The organism is Pseudomonas sp. GW821-FHT09C08, assembly GCF_059418125.1.
In genome coordinates this window covers 14,349-34,221 of sequence record NZ_JBWKPG010000012.1, presented here as the reverse complement: position 1 = coordinate 34,221, position 19,873 = coordinate 14,349, and the positions used below count along the sequence as shown (strand labels likewise).

The 19,873-nt window shown below is 62.8% G+C and carries 20 protein-coding genes and 2 pseudogenes; 12 read left to right on the top strand and 10 right to left on the bottom strand.

The window, feature by feature from the left end; all coding sequences use genetic code 11:
• Positions 1-76: 76 nt before the first annotated feature.
• The 4 genes from AC07OJ_RS27835 to AC07OJ_RS27820 all read right to left on the bottom strand — a co-directional run bounded on the left by AC07OJ_RS27835 (position 77) and on the right by AC07OJ_RS27820 (position 2,753).
• On the bottom strand, positions 77-700 hold the full coding sequence (locus AC07OJ_RS27835; protein ID WP_495095602.1) for an NUDIX hydrolase: 624 nt from the start codon (positions 698-700) through the stop codon (positions 77-79).
• 9 nt (positions 701-709) lie between these two features.
• Positions 710-1,150, bottom strand: coding sequence for a GNAT family N-acetyltransferase (locus tag AC07OJ_RS27830; RefSeq protein ID WP_106804586.1), 441 nt, complete (start codon positions 1,148-1,150; stop codon positions 710-712).
• Between the two features lie 91 nt (positions 1,151-1,241).
• Positions 1,242-1,598 (bottom strand): 6-carboxytetrahydropterin synthase QueD, encoded by a 357-nt coding sequence (queD, locus tag AC07OJ_RS27825; protein ID WP_003190259.1) that lies wholly within the window; start codon positions 1,596-1,598, stop codon positions 1,242-1,244.
• A 75-nt stretch (positions 1,599-1,673) separates the two neighbouring features.
• Entirely contained in the window at positions 1,674-2,753 is a 1,080-nt protein-coding gene (locus AC07OJ_RS27820; RefSeq protein ID WP_495095601.1) for a patatin-like phospholipase domain-containing protein, read from the bottom strand.
• Positions 2,754-2,913: 160 nt separating this feature from the next.
• Here AC07OJ_RS27820 and AC07OJ_RS27815 point away from each other — a divergent pair, with 160 nt between their 5' ends.
• Genes AC07OJ_RS27815 through AC07OJ_RS27800 form a run of 4 tightly spaced genes read left to right on the top strand, consistent with a single transcriptional unit; the run spans position 2,914 to position 5,511 of the window.
• Complete coding sequence (locus AC07OJ_RS27815) at positions 2,914-3,216, top strand: PepSY domain-containing protein (protein WP_262135147.1); 303 nt, start codon at positions 2,914-2,916, stop codon at positions 3,214-3,216.
• Positions 3,216-3,527: a PepSY domain-containing protein gene (locus AC07OJ_RS27810; protein WP_065907150.1), complete on the top strand. Its 312-nt coding sequence runs from the start codon at positions 3,216-3,218 to the stop codon at positions 3,525-3,527. Before AC07OJ_RS27815 ends, AC07OJ_RS27810 begins: the two co-directional genes overlap by 1 nt.
• On the top strand, positions 3,527-4,195 hold the full coding sequence (locus AC07OJ_RS27805; RefSeq protein WP_027603141.1) for a response regulator transcription factor: 669 nt from the start codon (positions 3,527-3,529) through the stop codon (positions 4,193-4,195). Before AC07OJ_RS27810 ends, AC07OJ_RS27805 begins: the two co-directional genes overlap by 1 nt.
• A complete protein-coding gene (locus AC07OJ_RS27800) occupies positions 4,192-5,511 on the top strand; it encodes a sensor histidine kinase (protein WP_120448074.1) in 1,320 nt (439 codons plus the stop codon). The genes AC07OJ_RS27805 and AC07OJ_RS27800 overlap by 4 nt, the downstream gene beginning before the upstream one ends.
• Before the next feature lie 302 nt (positions 5,512-5,813).
• Here AC07OJ_RS27800 and AC07OJ_RS27795 read toward each other — a convergent pair whose 3' ends face one another.
• Both AC07OJ_RS27795 and AC07OJ_RS27790 read right to left on the bottom strand, forming a co-directional pair.
• Positions 5,814-6,569, bottom strand: a complete 756-nt coding sequence (locus AC07OJ_RS27795) for a methyl-accepting chemotaxis protein (protein ID WP_371920707.1) — start codon at positions 6,567-6,569, stop codon at positions 5,814-5,816.
• 102 nt (positions 6,570-6,671) lie between these two features.
• Positions 6,672-6,818: pseudogene (locus tag AC07OJ_RS27790) on the bottom strand (HAMP domain-containing protein); the annotation flags it as partial.
• Positions 6,819-8,202: 1,384 nt separating this feature from the next.
• On the opposite strand from AC07OJ_RS27790, the gene AC07OJ_RS27785 reads away from it, so the two are divergent.
• The 5 genes from AC07OJ_RS27785 (at position 8,203) to AC07OJ_RS27765 (ending at position 13,918) form a co-directional block, all read left to right on the top strand.
• Positions 8,203-9,522, top strand: a complete 1,320-nt coding sequence (locus AC07OJ_RS27785; RefSeq protein ID WP_162946149.1) for a Na+/H+ antiporter family protein — start codon at positions 8,203-8,205, stop codon at positions 9,520-9,522.
• Positions 9,523-9,612: 90 nt separating this feature from the next.
• Complete coding sequence (gene ctpM, locus AC07OJ_RS27780) at positions 9,613-11,292, top strand: methyl-accepting chemotaxis protein CtpM (RefSeq protein WP_495095600.1); 1,680 nt, start codon at positions 9,613-9,615, stop codon at positions 11,290-11,292.
• Between the two features lie 102 nt (positions 11,293-11,394).
• On the top strand, positions 11,395-12,063 hold the full coding sequence (locus AC07OJ_RS27775; RefSeq protein WP_495095599.1) for an RraA family protein: 669 nt from the start codon (positions 11,395-11,397) through the stop codon (positions 12,061-12,063).
• On the top strand, positions 12,060-12,719 hold the full coding sequence (locus AC07OJ_RS27770) for an RraA family protein (RefSeq protein WP_495095598.1): 660 nt from the start codon (positions 12,060-12,062) through the stop codon (positions 12,717-12,719). Before AC07OJ_RS27775 ends, AC07OJ_RS27770 begins: the two co-directional genes overlap by 4 nt.
• A complete protein-coding gene (locus AC07OJ_RS27765) occupies positions 12,716-13,918 on the top strand; it encodes a pyridoxal phosphate-dependent aminotransferase (protein WP_495095597.1) in 1,203 nt (400 codons plus the stop codon). The genes AC07OJ_RS27770 and AC07OJ_RS27765 overlap by 4 nt, the downstream gene beginning before the upstream one ends.
• Here the strand turns inward: AC07OJ_RS27765 and trhP are convergent.
• Positions 13,915-15,243: a prephenate-dependent tRNA uridine(34) hydroxylase TrhP gene (gene trhP / locus AC07OJ_RS27760; protein ID WP_495095596.1), complete on the bottom strand. Its 1,329-nt coding sequence runs from the start codon at positions 15,241-15,243 to the stop codon at positions 13,915-13,917. The genes AC07OJ_RS27765 and trhP overlap by 4 nt on opposite strands.
• Positions 15,244-15,504: 261 nt before the next feature.
• Here trhP and AC07OJ_RS27755 point away from each other — a divergent pair.
• Positions 15,505-15,951 (top strand): annotated as a pseudogene (locus AC07OJ_RS27755) (thioredoxin family protein); the annotation flags it as partial.
• Positions 15,952-16,058: 107 nt separating this feature from the next.
• The gene (locus AC07OJ_RS27750) at positions 16,059-17,126 is read left to right on the top strand and encodes an AI-2E family transporter (RefSeq protein WP_065907130.1); all 1,068 of its coding nucleotides are present in this window, start codon (positions 16,059-16,061) and stop codon (positions 17,124-17,126) included.
• Between the two features lie 3 nt (positions 17,127-17,129).
• Here AC07OJ_RS27750 and AC07OJ_RS27745 read toward each other — a convergent pair whose 3' ends face one another.
• The 3 genes from AC07OJ_RS27745 to AC07OJ_RS27735 all read right to left on the bottom strand — a co-directional run bounded on the left by AC07OJ_RS27745 (position 17,130) and on the right by AC07OJ_RS27735 (position 18,185).
• Positions 17,130-17,312 (bottom strand): hypothetical protein, encoded by a 183-nt coding sequence (locus AC07OJ_RS27745; protein ID WP_065907128.1) that lies wholly within the window; start codon positions 17,310-17,312, stop codon positions 17,130-17,132.
• Positions 17,313-17,403: 91 nt separating this feature from the next.
• Entirely contained in the window at positions 17,404-17,598 is a 195-nt protein-coding gene (locus tag AC07OJ_RS27740) for a hypothetical protein (protein ID WP_065907127.1), read from the bottom strand.
• Positions 17,599-17,831: 233 nt separating this feature from the next.
• A complete protein-coding gene (locus tag AC07OJ_RS27735; RefSeq protein WP_065907126.1) occupies positions 17,832-18,185 on the bottom strand; it encodes a hypothetical protein in 354 nt (117 codons plus the stop codon).
• A 156-nt stretch (positions 18,186-18,341) separates the two neighbouring features.
• On the opposite strand from AC07OJ_RS27735, the gene AC07OJ_RS27730 reads away from it, so the two are divergent.
• On the top strand, positions 18,342-19,160 hold the full coding sequence (locus tag AC07OJ_RS27730; protein ID WP_065907125.1) for a shikimate 5-dehydrogenase: 819 nt from the start codon (positions 18,342-18,344) through the stop codon (positions 19,158-19,160).
• The last annotated feature ends 713 nt before the right edge of the window (positions 19,161-19,873 follow it).

The following is a 19,873-nucleotide window of genomic DNA, read 5'->3' as shown; positions in this document are numbered from 1 at the left end:
AGGCAGGAAACGCGAGTGAGGGTGTTCGCTGTGCCCAGTCAGGCACGAAAGCGGTGCAGCCGTGATACAAATTGGATCAGTCGAACAGCGTGTGGGTGGTTTCGCCGCGATGAAAGGCAAATGCCGCCGCCAGATCACTCTCGATGGTGCGCCCCCGGGACAGCGGCGGCAGATCATCCAGGGCGAAAAAGCCCACGTCGGTGGTCTCGAACCCGGCCATTGGCGCCGCTTGGTCCACCCGTTCACACAGGAAATACAGCTTGTAGAAGTCGCGCACATCCGGCCGATACAAACCCTTGGCCTTGTGGGTGACGCTGTACAGTGCCCGCGCGGTAACGCTCAAGCCGGCTTCCTCGCGGATTTCCTTGATGATGTTTTCCGCTGCCGACAAGCCGATATCGGCATAACCGCCCGGCAGCGCCCAGCAGCCATCGGTCAGTTCGCGCACCAGCAGAATCCGGTCGCCCTCGATGACCGCGCCGCGCACGTCGATCATTGGCGTGGAATAGCGCTGGGCAAAATCCGAGACCAATCCGGTGATGCGCTCCAGCGGCACGTTACCGAGTTGCGCCAGCATGCTGTGGGCAATCTCGGCGATTTCCTCCAGGCGCTCGCGTTCGAAATCATCGGTGCAAAAATGCAGGCCCGTGGAGGCCAGCGCGTGCAGGCGTTTGGCTTGGGCCAGCCAGGTGTTTTCCATGCCTGTCTCCTAAAGGGGCTTGGCCATGTACACCCGGCGCAGGCCCTGTTCCTCGGCCCGGTGGGTTTCCACGTAACCCCGGCGGGTGTACAGCGCAAGGTTCTCGGTCATGGCTTCATTGGTGTAGAGGCGTATGGCGCTGTAACCCGCGTCGATGGCCTGGCGTTCGGCGAAGTCCATCAATACGCGGCCAAGACCAAGGCCCTGTGCCTGCGGGGCGACCGCCAGGTTATCCAGCAGCAGGGCGCTGTCGGTGTCTTGCAGGATGATAAAACCCTGGATCTGCCCGTCGTTGTCCAGTACATGCACACCACCGACCTCGACTCGCCGGCCGTAGTCTTCAAGCATCGGCCCGGGTTTGCGGCCGATACGCTCGATGTACGGTGAATAGGCCGCCTCGACGATGGCTTCAATGGCGGCAACATCATGGGGCGTGGCGGGGCGCAGCATTGCGGCGTGCTCCTGGTCGGCTGGAGCCAAGACTGTAAGGGAGCAGGGCATAAAAAAACCACCGCCAGGGTGGTTTTTTCATCTCGCCGGCTTACTCGCCGCGATAGATGCAGCCGCTGGTGCAGGTTTCATGGATGCGGATCGCACTGAGTTCCGGCAGCAGGGGTTTGAGCTCATTCCAGATCCACTTGGCCAGCACTTCGCTGGTCGGGTTTTCCAGGCCGGGGATGTCGTTGAGGTAGTTGTGGTCGAGGCGTTCGTAGAGCGGCTTGAAAATCGCCTTGATCTCCGAGAAGTCGCGAATCCAGCCGGTATGCGGATCCAGGTCGCCACTCAGGTGGATCGCCACCTTGAACGAATGCCCGTGCAGGCGCCCGCATTTGTGGCCTTCGGGTACGTGGGGCAGGCGGTGGGCGGACTCGAAGGTAAACTCTTTGAAGATTTCCACAGTATTTTCAGCTCGGTCAGTATCTGGCAGGCGGCGAGTTTAACAGTTTGATTCGCCGCCGCGCATACCGCTGGGTCAAAGTGGCTGCAGGTGTTCGCCCAGCTCGCCGTTATCGGCCAAGCGCAGAAACTCATCGCCGAGCCGCCGGCTCTCGCTCATTGCGGTTTGCCAGTATTTGTTGCGGCTCGGGTCGTCGCCCATGAAACGCTTGAAGTCGCTGCGGTCCGGCAGTTTGCCGTGGGGCAGGCGTGCCAGGTAATCCCGGGACGGCGCCAGCAGCAACACATCCTGCAAGCCTTGTTGATTGCTGCGCCGCCACGGCAGGCCCTTGTCGAACCAGCCGGGGATGACCCGGTCGGTGAAGTGCGGGTACAGCACAATGTCGTTGCCGTGGTAGGGCAGGTCGAGGTGGTAGTCCAGCAGGCCGCCGTCGCGGAAAGTGCCGGCACCCGCGCCGGGCAGGTCGCGCACGCCTTGCATGACCATGGGGATGGAGCCCGACGCCAGCAGCGCCTGGCGCAGGTTGCCGAGTTCCAGGTTGACGAAGCGCGACGGGAAATCCTTCAGCGCATGCACCGGCGGCGCCTGGCGTGGGTCGTGGATGATCAGCCGCTCGAAGTGCCGCGCCAGCCGCGCCCGCCCGCGCAGATTGTCGGCAATCACCGACGACAGGCCCAGGCCCAGCCGTCCGCGATGGTCATCGGCGAGCAGGCCATGGCTCTTGACCACCATGATGTTCAGGCGATAGTCGGGGTTGTCCAGCACCCGCGCGTCGCGGCCGGCCAGCAGGTCGTCGAGCATGCGCTGGCAACTGCGGCTGACCTCGGCCATGGTCACGCCCTTGGCAAAGCGCTGTTCGTTATAGAGGCGGCCAAGGTCCAGCAGGCCTTGCACCGGGTCGGGCAGGCAGGCACTGGCAAACCGCCAGGAGCCAATCGACGCACCGATCAGCGCGCGCTCGCGAGGCGCGCGTGGCAGCCAGTCGCCGAACAGCGCCAGGTCCAGGCCCTGGATTCCGAGCGCCTTGGGCCCGCCGGCCGCACCGGGGAGAATGCCCACATCCGCAGGCGCCAGGCCCCGTTCACGAATGCGCGCAAAGGCGCGGGTGCCGGCCTTGAGCGTCAGGGCGGGGAATTTGATGTGGATGGCTGTCATACCGGTCTCTGTTGAAGCAAGCAGGGCATTATAGGAAATCTCAGCCGATGTGGGAAAAACGCAGTCCGGCGAAATTGCCATGGTGGCAATTCAGTTTCAGTTAAGTTGCAGCAGGTACCGTTACCGGCGTAGGAAAAACATCGTGTAACGGAGACTCCTCATGAAGCGCCTCACAGCTCTGGCCGCCGCCGTTATCATCGCCATCACGGCGAGCCGGGCCGGAGCCGTGGACCCGGACAAATCACTGACCGTGCCCGCCACTGTTACAATTGTCGCTTTCGATCAACTCGACGCCACGGCGCTGGCCCTGCACCCCGGCTCGACGCTGCTGGACACCGATCTGGACGAGGCCTACGGCAAGTATGTCTACGAGGTCGAACTCAAAGATGCCGACGGCATTGAATGGGATATTGAATTGGACGCGCTCACCGGGCAGGTTCTCAAGAATCATCAGGATACGTAATGAAGGTAAATTTACCCGCCGGCAGTCGAGTGGCACTGGTGCTCATGGTTTTCTGCTCGAGCCTGGCGGCCCGCGACCTCAATCAGGATGAAGCCCTGGCGCTGCGCCAGCAGGGCGTGATCCTGCCGCTGGAGCAACTGTTGCAGCAGGCCATGGCGCGCTACCCCGGCTCGCGGCTGCTGGAGGCTGAGCTGGAGAAAAAGCATGGCAAATATGCCTATGAAGTCGAACTGGTGACCACCGAAGGGGTGGTACGCGAGATCAAGCTGGACGCAAGTACCGGTGTGCTGATCAAAGACGAGGAAGACTGATGCGCCTGCTCCTGGTGGAAGACAACGTACCCCTGGCCGATGAACTGCTCGCCGGCCTGCAGCGCCAGGGCTATGCCGTCGACTGGCTGGCCGATGGCCGCGACGCCGCCTATCAGGGCCGTAGCGAACCCTATGACTTGATCATCCTCGACCTCGGCCTGCCGGGGCTGCCCGGGCTTGAAGTACTGGCGCAATGGCGTGCCGCCGCGCTGGCTACCCCGGTGTTGATTCTCACCGCCCGTGATTCCTGGGCCGAGCGTATCGAAGGGCTCAAGGCTGGCGCCGACGATTACCTGAGCAAACCTTTTCACCCCGAAGAGTTGCACCTGCGCATCCAGGCACTGTTGCGCCGTTCCCATGGGCAGGCCAACCAACCGACCTTGCAAGCCGCCGGCCTGCATCTGGATGAAGGCCGTCAATGCGTGCTGCGCGATGGCGACGAGATCCAGCTGACCGCCGCCGAATTCCGCTTGTTGCGCTACTTCATGCTGCACCCCGAACAGATCCTCTCGAAAAGCCACCTCGCCGAGCACTTGTATGACGGCGAAACCGAGCGCGACTCCAACGTGCTGGAAGTGCACGTCAACCACCTGCGCCGCAAGTTGGGGCGCAGCGTGATTGAAACCCGGCGTGGCCAGGGTTATCGATTTGGCGCCAGCCCTGCATGAAGTCGATCCAGCGACGCCTGAGCCTGGGCTTGATCAGCGTGATGGTGATCGTCGGCGTAGTGCTGGCGCAGACCAGCCTGTGGTTGTTCGAAGCCGGCTTGCAGCGCTACCTGGAAGCGGGCCTGCGCAACGACGCCGAGAACCTGCTGGTGGCGCTGGTGCGTGGGCCCAACGGCGTGCAGCTGGATGAACAGCGCCTGTCGCCGGCTTACCAACGGCCGTTTTCCGGGCATTACTTTCGGATCGACTTTGCCGATGTCCACTGGCGTTCGCGCTCGTTGTGGGATCAGGAACTGCCCCAACTGCCCGAGGCCGGTCTCAAGGGCAATCTGCAACTGGGGCCGGAAGGCCAGCAACTGCTGGTGCTGCGTTCGGACTACAAACGCTTTGGCCAGCCGATTTCCATCAGCGTGGCCCAGGACTACACACCGGTGCGCGAAAGCTTTCGCCTGATGCGTCAGATCGGCCTGGTACTCGGGCTGGCGGCGCTGCTGCTGGTGTTGATCCTGCAACGCGTCACCGTACGCCGCGCCTTGCGCCCGCTGGAAACCGCGCGCAACCAGATCGCGCAATTGCAGCAGGGCCAGCGCTCGCAGCTCGACACCCAGGTGCCGCTGGAGCTGGAGCCCCTGGTGGCACAGATCAACCACCTGCTGGCGCATACCGAAGACAGCCTCAAGCGTTCGCGCAACGCCCTTGGCAACCTTGGGCACGCCCTGAAAACCCCGTTGGCGGTGCTGTTGAGTGCCGCTTCAAGCGAGGCGCTCAAGGATCATCCCGAACTGGGCAAGCTGCTGCGTGACCAGTTGGAGCAGGTGCAGCAACGTCTGAATCGTGAACTCAATCGCGCGCGCCTGGCCGGTGAAACCCTGCCCGGTGCGTTGTTCGACTGTGAAAAAGAACTGCCCGGCCTGCTCGCCACCCTCAACATGATCCACGGCGAGCACCTGGACCTCAGCTACCAGGTGGCCCCAGGCCTGCATTTGCCCTGGGACCGTGAGGACCTGCTCGAACTGCTCGGCAATTTGCTGGACAACGCCTGTAAATGGGCGGATGCCGAAGTGCGGCTGAGCATCAGTGAGACTCCGCAGGGTTACCTGCTGGCGGTCGAGGATGACGGCCCCGGCATTCCGGAAACCCAGCGTGACCAGGTGTTCAGCCGTGGCGCGCGCCTGGATGAGCAGATTGACGGCCATGGCCTGGGGCTGGGGATCGTGCGCGATATCGTCGAGGTGTGGGGTGGGGTGTTGCAACTGCAGGAGTCTGAGCTTGGCGGGCTCAAGGCGCTGATCGAACTGCCCAGACGCCAGGGCTGAGGCATACCCGAATCCCCTGTGTGGGCGGGCTTGCCCGCGAAGGCGGTGTGTCAGTGGATGTATTCGGTGGCTGATCCACCGCTTTCGCAGGCAAGCCAGCTCCCACATTTTATCTGCGTACACACGGGACCCCAAGCCATACCCGGATCCCCCTGTGGGAGCGGGCTTGCTCGCGAAGGCGGTGTGTCAGTGGATGGATTCGGTGGCTGACCCACCGCGTTCGCAGGCAAGCCAGCTCCTACCTTTGATCTTCATACACCCGAGACCCCGAGACATACCCCACAGCGGATCTACTTCAACCTTCAGACCCGGAATTGATCCATCAACCCCTGCTGCTGGTTCGCCAGGCTGTTCAGTGCCTGGCTGACGCGCGCGGATTCATTGGCCTGCTCGGACAGCGACTCGGTCACATCGCGGATCGTCGCCACGTTGCTGTTGATCTCCTCGGCCACCGCGCTTTGCTCTTCGGCGGCGCTGGCGATCTGCAGGTTCATGTCGCTGATCACCGTGACCGCCTCGCCAATCTGGCGCAGGGCGGTGACGGCTTCGCCGACTTGTTCGACGCTGCCCTGGGCCTGGCGATAGCTGTTGCCCATGGCGCCGACCACATCGGTGGTGCCGCTCTGCAATTGCTCGATGACCAGGCGGGTTTCTTCCACCGATTCCTGGGTGCGGCGTGCGAGGTTGCGCACTTCATCGGCGACCACGGCAAACCCGCGGCCGGCCTCACCGGCGCGGGCGGCTTCGATGGCGGCGTTGAGCGCCAGCAGGTTGGTCTGCTCGGCAATACCGCGAATCACTTCCAGCACCGAGCCGATTTTCTCGCTGTTGGCGGCCAGGCCTTCGACCTGGGTCATGGCGGTGCTCATGTCTGCCGCCAGGTGCCCGATATTGGTGGTGGTGCGGTCGATCACCGTCAGGCCTTCGCGGGTCGCCTGGTCGGCATCGCGTGCGGCCTGGGCCGCCTGGGCAGCGCTGCGGGCGACGTCCTGGGCGGTGGCGCTCATCTCATGGGAGGCAGTGGCCACCTGGTCGACCTGGCGGTATTGCTGTTCCATGCCGGCGCTGGTTTCGGTGGCGATTGCGGCGGACTGGTCGGCCGTGCCACGTGCATCCTGCACCGAGCGTTTGACCTCGGCGATGATCGGCTGCAGCTTGTCGAGAAAGCGGTTGAACCAGCCCGCCAGTTGGCCCAGTTCATCTTTCTTGTCGTAGGCCAGGCGCCGGGTCAGGTCGCCTTCGCCACTGGCGATGTCTTCGAGCATGTGCGCCACGCCGAGGATCGGGCGGGTCACGCTGCGGGCCATCAGCCACACCAGGATCAGGCCGAGCACGGCGGCGAGCAGTCCCAGGCTCAGTTCCAGCAAGGTGCCCCGGGTGTTGTCGGCGTCCATCTGGGCTTTCAGCGCTTCGGCAGGGCCGACCAGGACTTTTTCCGGCACATCCAGCAACACACCCCACGGCTTGCCATCGGGAATCGGCGCGAACGGTGCCAGCACCTTGAGTTGGTGGTCGGTACGCAAGCTGCGGATCTGCGTGCTGCTGGCCAGGGCGCTGATCAGTTGCGCACCGCTGGCGCTGTCGACCTGGTCCAGGCGCTGGCTGAGTTTGCTGGCGTCCGCGCTGTAGCCGGCGAGCAGGCCGGTCGGGCTGAGGATGCTGACTTGGGTCTGGCCGTCGTAGAGCTTCTGGCTGGCGCGTTGGCTGATGGCCTGCAGGCTATTGAGGTTGATGTCCACCGACAACGAGGCGATGACTTTGCCGTTGACCATCAAGGGGAACACGATGCTGGTCATCAGCACGTTCTGCCCGTCGATCACATAGAAGTAGGGCTCGATCACGCACGGCTTGAGGGTGGTGCGCGGGCAGGTGAACCAGGCGTTGGCCTTTTCACCGCTGGGGCCGACGGAGGTGTCGGACATGTCGCTTTCCGGCAGCGGCATTGAGGTCAGCTTGCCGGGCGTCGGTTGCGACCAATACAGGGCAAAGCGGCCCTTGTCGTTGCTGCCCAGTTCAGCCTGGTTGGCGAACAGCTCGTCCTTGCCGTCCAGCGCATTGGCTTCGAACACCAGTGACAGGCCGAGCAGGTCCGGGTTGGCCTGCAGCGCGGCCTTGACCTGGCGGGTCAGGTCTTCGCGGGTGTCGAAGGCGTCGAGGAAGCGCTTTTCGGCCTGTTCGCGCAAAAACAGTACCTGACGGGAAAAACCATGGCCGTATTGATAGGCGTCCATGAATTGCTGGCGGATGCCCAGCGCCTGCACTTCACCCTGAGCCTCGATGCGCGCCTGGGCGGCCTCATCAAGCATTTGCATGCTGGAGGCTTTGACCTGCTCGGAGCTCTGCGCCATGCGATACAGCGACAGACCCACCAGCAGGGTCACGATCCCCAACAGGCAAAGGCCGGCGAGCAGGGTGATTTTCCATTGAATGGACAGCTGTCTGAGGGACATCGAGGAGCATCCTTAACCTGAAAACACAGAGAGCCTTTGTATCGGCCGCCGTGGAACTTTCTTTATTCAAACGTTCAATTTAAACCTTAAACCGGCGTCGTTTTTTGACATGCAGCCCTGCCTGCTGCAAAGTGCGCGCCCTCTAATAAGACCTCCTTCAAGCCTGCACGCTGGCAGCCACCCCTTGGCCGCCCGGGCGCGGGCATGCCTGTTTTTTATGTTTCTGCTTGAGGTAACCATGATTAACGCAGTCATCGCCGCGGTCGGCACCATGCTGGTGCTCAGCTTGTCCCGCGTGCATGTGGTCATCGCCATCATTGTCGGCGCCCTGGTTGGCGGGCTTACCGGTGGCCTGGGTATCGAGGCCACGCTCAAGGCCTTTAATGGCGGCTTGGGCGGCGGCGCGACTGTGGCGTTGTCCTACGCCTTGCTCGGCGCTTTCGCGGTGGCGATTGCCAAATCCGGCCTGGCCCACGCCTTGGCAGACAAGGCCCTGCTGCTGGTCGACCGCCAGGAAGCCACCGGCGGCAGTCACGTCAAATGGCTGTTGATCGGCCTGCTGTGGGTGGTGGCGATTGCCTCGCAGAATATTCTGCCGATCCACATCGCGTTTATCCCGCTGCTGGTGCCGCCGCTGCTCTACGTGTTGACCAAGCTGCAACTGGACCGCCGCCTGATCGCCTGCGTGATGACTTTCGGCCTGATCACCCCGTATATGTTCCTGCCGGTGGGCTTCGGCAATATTTTCCTCAACCAGATCCTGCTGGCCAATGTGGCCAAGAGCGGCGTGGACATCAGCCAGGTCAACGTCACCCACGCCATGGGCTTGCCCGCGCTGGGCATGGTCGTTGGCCTGCTGGTGGCGGTGTTTGTCAGCTACCGCAAGAAGCGGGTGTATGACCTGGAGAAGATCGAGCGGGTCGAGCAGGTCGCGGTGCAGTACAACCCGCTGACCCTGCTGGTGGCTGGCCTGGCGATTGCCGCGGCGTTCATCATCCAGCTGTGGCTGGACTCGATGATCATCGGCGCCCTGGCCGGGTTCCTGATTTTCTCGGTGTCAGGCATCGTGCGCTGGCGCGACACCGACGACCTGTTCACCGAAGGCATGAAGATGATGGCCATGATCGGCTTCATCATGATCGCCTCGTCGGGGTTTGCCGAAGTGCTCAAGGCCACCGGTGACGTGCGTTCGCTGGTGGAAGCCTCGGCGGCGTTCATCGGCCATAGCCGTGGCGTTGGCGCGTTGTTGATGTTGCTGGTGGGGCTGCTGGTGACCATGGGCATCGGCTCGTCGTTTTCCACGGTGCCGATCCTGGCCGCGATTTTCGTGCCACTGTGTGTGCAACTGGGCTTCAGCCCGCTGGCCATCGTGTGCATCGTCGGCACCGCCGGGGCCCTGGGCGATGCCGGTTCGCCTGCCTCGGATTCAACCCTCGGCCCGACCTCCGGCCTGAACATCGACGGCCAGCACCACCATATCTGGGACACCGTGGTGCCGACGTTCCTGCACTACAACATCCCGCTGCTGGCGTTCGGCTGGCTGGCCGCGATGACCCTCTGACACACCGCCGTTCCGTAGGCGCCGGCTCCTACAGATCCCAGGCGCATGGCCGATAACCTCTCAAGTCGCCACTAATAAGAGAGAAAATCCATGCGTCTGAGTTTGAAGGCCAAAGTCCTGTCCCTCGCCGTTGTGCCGGTGTTGCTGTTTGCCGTGGTGATCAGCCTGACCACCGTGTGGATCCTGCAAGGCCAGGCACGCAACGAAGTGGATGAAACCCGCCAGCGCCTGCTCAACGACGCCAAGGCAACCCTGCAGAGCTACGTCGAAGTGGCCATGACCACCATCAAGCCGCTCTACGACGCGGCGGCTCCCGGCGACACGGCCGCGCGGGCCCAGGTGGTCAAGCTGCTGTCCAACACCAGCTACGGCAAGGACGGCTACTTCTTCGGCTACGACTCCGAGACCATTCGCCTGTTCAAGGGCAACAGCCCCGACGGCGTGGGCAAGAGCTTCAAGGACAACCGCGACCCCAACGGTGTCTACGTCAACCGCGACCTGGTCAAGGTCGGCAAGGACGGCACGCACTATCTGCAATACAGCTCGACCCAGCCCGGCCAGACCGAACTGGTGCCCAAGCTCGGCTACACCGAATACCTGCCGAAGTGGGACATGGTCATCGGTACTTCGGTGAACCTGGACGGCATCGAGGCCCAGGTGGCGGTGGTCGAGGCCAAGGTGAAAACGCGCATGGAAGGCGTATTGCTGAGCATCCTCGGCGTGGCCGTGGTGGTGCTGCTGGTGATCGCTGCCGTCGGCATGTTGCTGGCCAACGCTATCCTGCGCCCGCTGCACTTGATGAAAGCCAACCTCGACGACATCGCCGCCGGTGAGGGCGACCTGACCCGTCGCCTGGCCATCACCAGCCAGGATGAACTGGGCGACCTGGCCGGCGCATTCAACCGCTTTGTCGACAAGATCCACGGCCTGGTGCGCCAGATCACCGAGATGACCAGCCAACTCACCGGCCTGGTCAGCCAGGTCTCCGACCAGGCCCAACGCTCGGAACAGGCCATGGAGCGCCAGCGTCACGAGACCGACCAGGTCGCCACCGCGATCAATCAGATGTCGTCCGCCGCCCAGGAAGTCGCGCGCAGTGCCCAGGGTGCCTCGGTGGCCGCGCAGCAGACCGATGTCGAAGGCCAGGCCGCCAAGCGCGTGGTGGATGGCAGCATTGCGCAGATCCATGCGCTGGTGAGCGACATCCGCAGCAGCGGCGTATCCCTCGACAGCCTGCAGCAGGACGTGTTGTCGATCGTCAGCGTGCTCGGCGTGATCCGCTCGATCGCCGAACAGACCAACCTGCTGGCGCTCAACGCAGCGATTGAAGCCGCGCGGGCAGGCGAGGCCGGGCGCGGGTTTGCGGTGGTCGCCGACGAAGTGCGTGCACTCGCCAGTCGTACCCAGACCAGCACCCAGGAAATCCAAGGCATGATCGACCGCCTGCAAAAAGGCACCGTGGCTGCCGTCGACGCCATGCGCCGCTCCAGCGATGCGGGCGACGGCACCTCGGCCCAGGCCAATGAAGCCGGGGCGTCGCTGGACACCATGGCCCAGTTGATCGGCACCATCAATTCGATGAACGCGCAGATCGCCAGCGCCGCCGAAGAACAGACCGCCGTGGCCGAGGAGATCAACCGCAGCGTGCATCAGATTGCCGTGGCAGTCGACAGCGTGGCCGATGAAACCCAGCGGGGCGCCCAGACCTCGCGCAGCCTGGCGGATTTGGGCCAGCGCCTGGGGCAACTGGTGGGGCAGTTCCGCATCTGAGCAACCATAGCTTGGGCGTATGTCTGCCTAACGTTAATACGAATATACCCATCACAGCGCCTCAGTGAGACTTGAGCCCCAACCACAACAGGGGCTCATCTCATGTCACCTCCCGACCCGCTTCAGCGCCTGGCTGAACTCGACACCAACACCGTCTCCGACGCCCTCGACTTCCTGCAACTGCCAGGCGCCGTGGTGGGCATCCGCCCGTTGTGGGACTGCCCCAAGGTGGTCGGCCGCGCCAGCACGGTCAAACTGGCACCCAAGACCGACGCCGCGCCCGGCGTGCACCTGATCTCGCCGGTGATCGACGCAATCACCACGGATGATCGCGTGCTGGTGATCGCCGGGGGCCTCGATGGCATCTCGTGCTGGGGTGACATCATCGCCAATGCCGCCGTGACCAAGGGCATTCGCGGCTCGGTGATCGACGGTTTCAGCCGCGATATCGACGGCAGCGCGTCCATCGGCTACCCGGTCTACGGACGTGGGGTGACCATGATCAGCGCGCGCAATCGCGTGGTGCAGGTCGATTCCGGCGTGACCATCTGCGTCGGCGGCGTGGACGTTGCGCAGGATGACTACGTGATCGCCGACCGCTGCGGCAGCGTGTTTATCCCGGCTGCGGTGATCGAGCAGGTGCTGGCGTTGAGCGAGCGCATTGCCGCCCGTGAGGCGGGGATGATCAATGCCGTGCGCAGCGGTCGGTCGGTCGCCGACGTGATGCATGACCGCCAATTTGAAGCCATCCGCGTGGAGCCTGCCCGATGAACGATCAACAGCTTGTCGCCCTGTTCGAAGGGCTCGACACCCCGGGCGTCTCGGATGCCATGGACAAACTGGGCATCGCCGGCCAATGCCTGGGAATCGCACCGCTGGATAATTACCCCGACACCGTGGTGGGCCCGGCGTTCACCGTGCAATACGTACCGGCCAGCATGCCGCCGGGTTCGGTGGGCGACTTTATCGAGGACGTGTTGCCGGGGGATGTGGTGGTGATCGCCAATGCCGGTCGCACTGACTGCACTGTGTGGGGCGACATCATGACCCAGTACGCCGGCAGCCGTGGCATCGCGGCGACGGTGATCGATGGCGTGTGCCGCGACGTCAGCAAGGCCTTGGGCGATGGTTACCCGCTGTTTACCCGAGGCCGCTACATGCGCACCGGCAAGGACCGTGTGCAAGTCCTGGCGGTGAACCAGCCGGTGGCTATCAGCGGCGCCCGCGTGTGTTCGCGAGACATCGTGGTGGCCGATGCCAATGGCGTGCTGGTGGTGCCCCGGGCGCGTGCCGAGGAAGTCGCGCGTACCGCCCGCCAGATCGAGGCCGTTGAGTCGCAGATCCGGGCGCAGATCGAAGCCGGCAAGACCCTCAGGCAGGCCCGTGAATCCCTGGGCTATCACACCTTGCAGAGGAAGGACGCGTGAATACTCTGAACAAGCGCCTGGCCCAGGCCAAGCCTTCCGCCACGTACCGCATCATCGACCGCGTGGCCGCCCGCCGTGCCGAAGGTGCGAAGATCATCTCGCTGTGCGCCGGTGAGCCGGATTTCGACACGCCGGAGCACATTCGCCAGGCCGGTATCGACGCGATCCGCAACGGCCAGACGCGCTACACCCAGGTCGCCGGTGTACGCGCCTTGCGTGAAGCCGTGGCGGATAAATTCCGCCGTGAAAATGGCCTGGACGTGAACTGGCAGGACACCCTGGTGAGCAACGGCGGCAAGCATGTGATCTACAACGCGCTGGCGGCCACGCTGAACGAAGGCGACGAGGTGATCGTGCCCGCGCCGTATTGGGTCAGTTACCCGGAAATGGTCGAGTTGTGCGGCGGCACGGCGAAGATCGTGGCGTGCAGTGCCGAAGACGCTTTCAAGTTGACGCCCGCCGCGCTGGACCAGGCGATCACCCCCAGCACGCGCTGGCTGATCCTCAATTCGCCGTCCAATCCGACCGGCGCGGTGTATAGCCGCGAGGAGCTGCAGGCCCTGGCGCAGGTGGTGTTGCAGCATCCCCATGTGCTGGTGCTGGCGGACGATATCTACGAGCACTTGCTGTTCGACGGGCAAACCTTCCACACCCTGGCGCAAGTGGAACCTCGGTTGGCACCGCGCGTGCTGACCATGAACGGCGTGTCCAAGGCCTACGCCATGACCGGCTGGCGTATCGGTTTCGCCAGCGGGCCGCGCTGGTTGCTGGAGGCCATGGAAAAACTCCAGGGCCAGCAGACCTCGGGAGCCTGTGCGATTTCCCAGCAGGCCGCCATCGCGGCATTGAACGGCCCGCAGGCTTTTATCCAGCAGTCGCGGGCGGTGTTCGAGGCGCGTCGGGACTGGGTGGTGGCTTTTCTGAATGCCACACCGGGTTTGGAGTGCTTGAAACCCTCGGGTGCGTTCTACGCCTTCGCGTCCTGCGCCGGCCTGCTCGGTCGTACCACACCTGCCGGCACGCTGCTGCGCACCGATGAAGACGTGGCGCACGCGCTGCTCGACGAAGCCAATGTGGCGGTGGTGCACGGCAGTGCGTTCGGCCTGGCACCGTACCTGCGCATTGCCTATGCGCTGGATGAGGATTCCTTGCGCCAGGCGTGCGAAGCGATCCGCCGGTTTTGCCTGGCGACCCGCTAGAGGTCGCGCATCAGCAGGCCAAACTGCAGGTCCATGTCAGCGGGCAGGGGCACATACACCGTGTGCCCATCCCCCGGCGCTACCTCGATGGCTTCCCCCTTGGCGTTGTGCAGGGTGGCCAGGTCAAAGTGAAAGTTGCCGGTGGGCGTCATCAATTCCAGGTGGTTGCCCACGGCAAAGCGATTCTTGACCTTGACCTCGGCCAGTTCGCCGCGCCGCTCGCCGGTCAACTCGCCGACAAACTGCTGGCGCTCCGAGACTGAGCTGCCGTTCTGGTAGTTCTGGTATTCGTCGTGGACATGGCGGCGCAGGAAACCTTCGGTGTAGCCGCGCTGGGCCAGCGACTCCAGGTCGGTCATCAGGCTGCGGTCGAATTCACGGCCGGCCACCGCATCATCAATGGCGCGGCGATACACCTGGGTGGTGCGCGCGCAGTAGAAGTGGGATTTGGTCCGGCCTTCGATCTTCAGCGAATGCACGCCCATCCGGGTCAGGCGCGCCACATGCTGCACCGCGCGCAAATCCTTGGCGTTCATGATGTAGGTGCCGTGTTCGTCTTCGAAAGCGGGCATCTGCTCATCCGGACGATTGGCTTCCTGCAGCAGGAAGACCTGGTCGGTCGGGGTGCCGATCCCCAGCGTCGGTTCGAATGCCTGGACGATATCGCCGGTGGTATTTTCCACGGCCGGCGTGGCCTGGTACTTCCAGCGGCAGGCATTGGTGCAGGTGCCCTGGTTGGCGTCGCGTTTATTCATGTAGCCCGAGAGCAGGCAGCGCCCGGAATAGGCCATGCACAGGGCACCGTGGACGAACACTTCCAGCTCCATGGCTGGCACCTGCTGGCGGATTTCGTCAATTTCCTCCAGGGAAAGCTCACGCGACAAAATGATCCGGCTGATACCTTGCTGCTGCCAGAACTCCACGCTGGCCCAATTCACCGTGTTCGCCTGCACCGACAGGTGGATCGGCATCCACGGGTAGTTGCGGCGCACCAGCATGATCAGCCCCGGGTCGGACATGATCAGCGCATCCGGGCGCATCGCGATCACGGGCGCGAGGTCTTTGAGGAAGGTCTTCAGCTTGGCGTTGTGCGGCGCGATATTCACCACCACGTAGAAGCGCTTGCCCAGCGCGTGGGCTTCCTCGATACCCAGGGCCAGGTTGGGGTGATCGAACTCGTTGTTGCGCACCCGCAGGCTGTAGCGCGGCTGGCCGGCATAGACCGCATCGGCGCCGTAGGCGAAGGCGTAGCGCATGTTTTTCAGGCTGCCCGCGGGGGCGAGCAGTTCAGGGGCTGGCAGTGGGGAGGCAATCGCAGGGAGCATGGGCGTGGGTCGCAAAAGGGCGCGAGGGTAGTGCAGGTGGGGCGGCGGTTTATTGATCCAGGTCGTCCTTTGGCGATTTTGTATCGCTGTGTATCGCCAGCTGGGTGTGGACACAGACGTGATACCTCAGGGGCGTTCAATGGCGCTCCCCGTCTCCACAAGGTCATCCCCATGCGACTTATAACGGCCGTGTTTGCCGGCCTGCTGCTGGCTTTTGCGCTGATTTCCAGCCAGGTGGCAGGCAATGAGAGCAACGAGCCCCAGGGCGCCATGCCGTCGCTGGCGGGGGCGGTCGAATGGCTCAACTCACCGCCGCTGACACCCGAGATGCTCAAGGGCAAAGTGGTGCTGGTGGATTTCTGGACCTACGACTGTGTCAACTGCCGCCGGGCGCTGCCGCACGTCAAGGCCTGGGCCCAGCGGTATGCACGGGACGGCCTGGTGGTCATTGGCGTGCACACCCCGGAATATGCCCACGAGCACATCATCACGAATGTCAGGGAGCAGGTGCGCAAGCTGGGCATCACCTACCCGGTCGCGATCGACAATAACTATGCGATCTGGCGCAATTTCGATAATCAGTACTGGCCCGCGCATTACCTCATCGATGCCCAGGGCCAGGTGCGCTACAGCCACTTCGGCGAGGGCCGGTATGACGCGCAGGAGGCCATGATCCAGGCGCTGTTGCGTGAGGCGGCGGGTCATTGAAGATTGCGGTCTATGCTGGTGGGATAAAGGATGGCACTCCCAGGTTTCGCAGTGGACTAAGCAACAGGGCCTACACAGGCCCTCTGCTTTTCTGACATGGACCGGACATGAATCAATCCAACCTGCAATTCAAAACCCTGCTGTTACTGCTGGTCCTGGTGACCATCGCCTTCATCTGGATATTGCTGCCGTTCTACGGCGCAGTGTTCTGGGCGATCATCCTCGGCATCATCTTCGCCCCGATGCAGCGCCGCCTGCAGCAGCGCTTCGGCTGGAACCGCAACCTGACGTCCCTGACCACCTTGGCGGTGTGCCTGGTGATCGCGATTTTGCCGGTGATCATCACCAGTGCCTTGCTGGTGCAGGAGGGCGCCACGCTGTACAAAAACGTCGAGAGCGGCAAGCTCGACGTGGCCGGCTATATCGAGCAGTTCAAGAACTTTTTGCCGCCGTATTTCCAGCACCTGCTCGATCGCTTCGGCATGGGCAACCTTGAAGGGCTGCGGGAGAAGATCGTCAAGAGTGCGATGCAGGGCAGCCAGTTCTTCGCGTCCCAGGCATTCAGCTTTGGCCAGGGCACGTTTGATTTCCTGGTGAGCTTTTTCATCATGCTGTACTTGCTGTTTTTCCTGCTGCGCGACGGCCCTGATCTGGTGCGCAAGGTGCGCACGGCAGTGCCGTTGGCCGAACCGCAGAAGCGCCGCCTGCAGCTCAAGTTCAATCGGGTGGTGCGCGCGACGGTCAAGGGCAACGTGTTGGTGGCCGTGACCCAGGGCGCGCTGGGTGGCCTGATCTTCTGGTTCCTGGACATTCCCAGCGCGTTGCTATGGGCGGTGCTGATGGCGTTTCTGTCACTGCTGCCGGCAGTCGGTGCCGGGATTGTCTGGGGGCCGGTGGCCGTGTACTTCCTGCTGAGTGGTTCGATCTGGCAGGGCGTGGTGCTGGGCTTGTTTGGCGTGTTTGTGATCGGCTTGGTGGACAACGTGCTGCGCCCGATCCTGGTGGGCAAGGACACGCGGATGCCGGACTACCTGATCTTGATCTCGACCCTTGGCGGCCTGTCGGTATTTGGCCTGAACGGCTTTGTGATCGGCCCGCTGGTGGCGGCGCTGTTCATGTCGACCTGGGCGCTGTTTGTCGAAAGCAAGCCGCGGGTCAAGCTGCCCTTGCCTTGAGTTTCAGGCGTGGAGCCTGAAGCTCGACGCCTGTCGCAGTTGCTGTTCGGCGGCGGACAACGAGGTGAGCGGGCCGCTGATGGCCTCGCCATCGCGTACCAGGTACCAGCAGGCGAGCAACCCCAGTTCCCGCAGAGGGGCGGGGACGGCGCTGCCGATAACGGACATGATTTGAACAGTGGGCATTAGAACCTCCAATCGCTATGGAGGTCACCTTACGGTGCCGGGAGCCGTAGGAAAAATCACCTGGCTCGATAGTCGACATTGACGTGAGGCGTCAGTCCACTACCTGATCGAGCATGTTCACCACTTCCTGCTCACTGAGCAGACCCTTGTGCACCAGGTTTTCAGCCAGCAGCGCGAGGAACTTGGCGCTGCGATGGCCCTCCAGGTGCTTGAGCTCGGTGAGGGCGCTATAGACCTTGCTGGACGTGCACAGGCCAGCGGTGCGATGTGGGTTTTGCGTGGGCATGGTCAGCCGTCCTTGTTGTTATTGAGTGGACAGGATCGATAGTGAGAGTGTGTCGTGACACAAACATGACAGCGCGAGGCCCCATCAAGCAAGTAGACATTGGCCTCAATCATGTGCGATTTCACCCGCGTCATTGTCCTCAGAGCGACCTTGGCCGCATAAATTCGGACGTTGCACGCAAAAAAAAGGCCCCGCGTATAAGCGAGGCCTGTTTCAGACAGGACGATTGGGCGTTACCAGCCGCGGCCGTAATAGCCGTGGGGAGGGCCGTAGTAACCACGCGGTGGACCGTAGTAGACCGGTGCCGGGCGGTAGTAGACCTGCTGTTGCACATACACCGGTGGTGGCGGTGCGTAGTAGACGGGCGGTGGGGCGGCGTACACCGGCTGAGGTTGCACATATACCGGTTGCTGCACATAGACTTCGCGGGGCTGGCTGGCAACCACGGAGCCTACGACGGCTGCGCCGACTAACGCACCCAAGACAGCCGGGCCACCCCATCCACCACCGTGGGCGGAGGCTTGGCCGGCCATAGCGAGTGCACCGATAAGCAAGGCGATCTTGGGGATTTTACGAATCATGGTCATTCCTCGGTTAGCCCCTGCGCTTGTGGTCTGCAATCAATAGACTCAAGTAATGTCGCGGGGATACTTTTAAGACAACGTATTTCTGAAAAACAGCACGGCCGCTAGGTAAAGGTTGTGTAAGGTCTGTACCGATTTGCTTACTCAAAGGAGTTTTCCATGCAGATGCACCCCAACAAGGACACCCAACTGTGCATGTCACTGTCGGCGCGTCCCGGGAATTTTGGCCTGCGATTCCATAACCATCTGTACGAACAGCTGGGTCTGAACTTCTACTATAAAGCTTTCAGCAGCCAGGATTTGCCCGGCGCGATAGGTGGTATTCGCGCGTTGGGCATACGTGGTTGCGGGGTTTCCATGCCATTCAAGGAAGCCGCCATTGCCTTGGTGGACGAACTCGACGATTCGGTTCAAGCCATCGACTCTCTGAACACCATCGTCAACACCGACGGCCATCTCAAGGCCTACAACACTGACTACATCGCCATTGAACAACTGCTGAAAAAGCATGCGGTGCCGAAAGCATCGACCTTCGCCCTGCGCGGCAGCGGCGGTATGGCCAAGGCCGTTGCCAGTGCCTTGCGCGACGGCGGTTATGCCAATGGCGTGATCGTCGCGCGCAACGCTGCAGCCGGCCAGGCATTGGCCCGCAACCTGGGGTACGAATGGCAAGCCGACCTGGGTGACCTGCGCCCCCAGATGCTGATCAACGTGACGCCGATCGGCATGACCGGCGGGGCCGAGGCGGATGCGCTGGCGTTCGCGGCGCAAGCGGTGGATGCCGCGCAAACGCTGTTCGATGTCGTGGCGATCCCCGCCGAAACGCCGCTGATCGTGCGCGGTCGGGCGCAAGGCAAGCAAGTGATCACGGGCTTGGAAGTCATCGCCATTCAGGCGTTGGAGCAGTTTGTGCTCTACACCGGCGTGCGGCCTACGCAGGAGCAGTTTGAGGCGGCCGTAGCCTTCGCCCGAAGCTGAGGGCTGGCGCCGAGCCAAGTGTGGGATCGGGATTGCTCGCGAATGCGGAGTATCCGTTAAGCATTCATTGACCGACACACCGCCTTCGCGGGCAAGCCCGCTCCCACAGGGGGGCCTGGTATGGCTCGGGTATGCGGGGGTATGGAGATCAAATGTGGGAGCTGGCTTGCCTGCGAAAGCGGTGGGTCAGGCACCGAATGCATCAACTGACACACCGCCTTCGCGGGCAAGCCCGCTCCCACAGGGGGACCTTGGTATGGCTCGGGCATGCGGGTGTATGGAGATCAAGTGTGGGAGCTGGCTTGCCTGCGAAAGCGGTGGATCAGCCACCGAATGCATCAACTGACACACCACTTTCGCGGGCAAGCCCGCTCCCACAGGGGGATCCGGGTATGACTCGGATTCCCGGGTGTATGGAGATCAAATGTGGGAGCTGGCTTGCCTGCGAAAGCGGTGCATCAGCCACCGAATGCATCAACTGACACACCACCTTCGCGAGCAAGCCCGCTCCCACAGGGGGATCCTGGTATGGCTCGGGTATGGCGGGTGTATGGAGATCAAATGTGGGAGCTGGCTTGCCTGCGAAAGCGGTGGATCAGCCATCAAATGCATCAACTGACACACCGCCTTCGCGAGCAAGCCCGCTCCCACAGGGGGATCCGGGTATGACTCGGATTCCCGGGTGTATGGAGATCAAATGTGGGAGCTGGCTT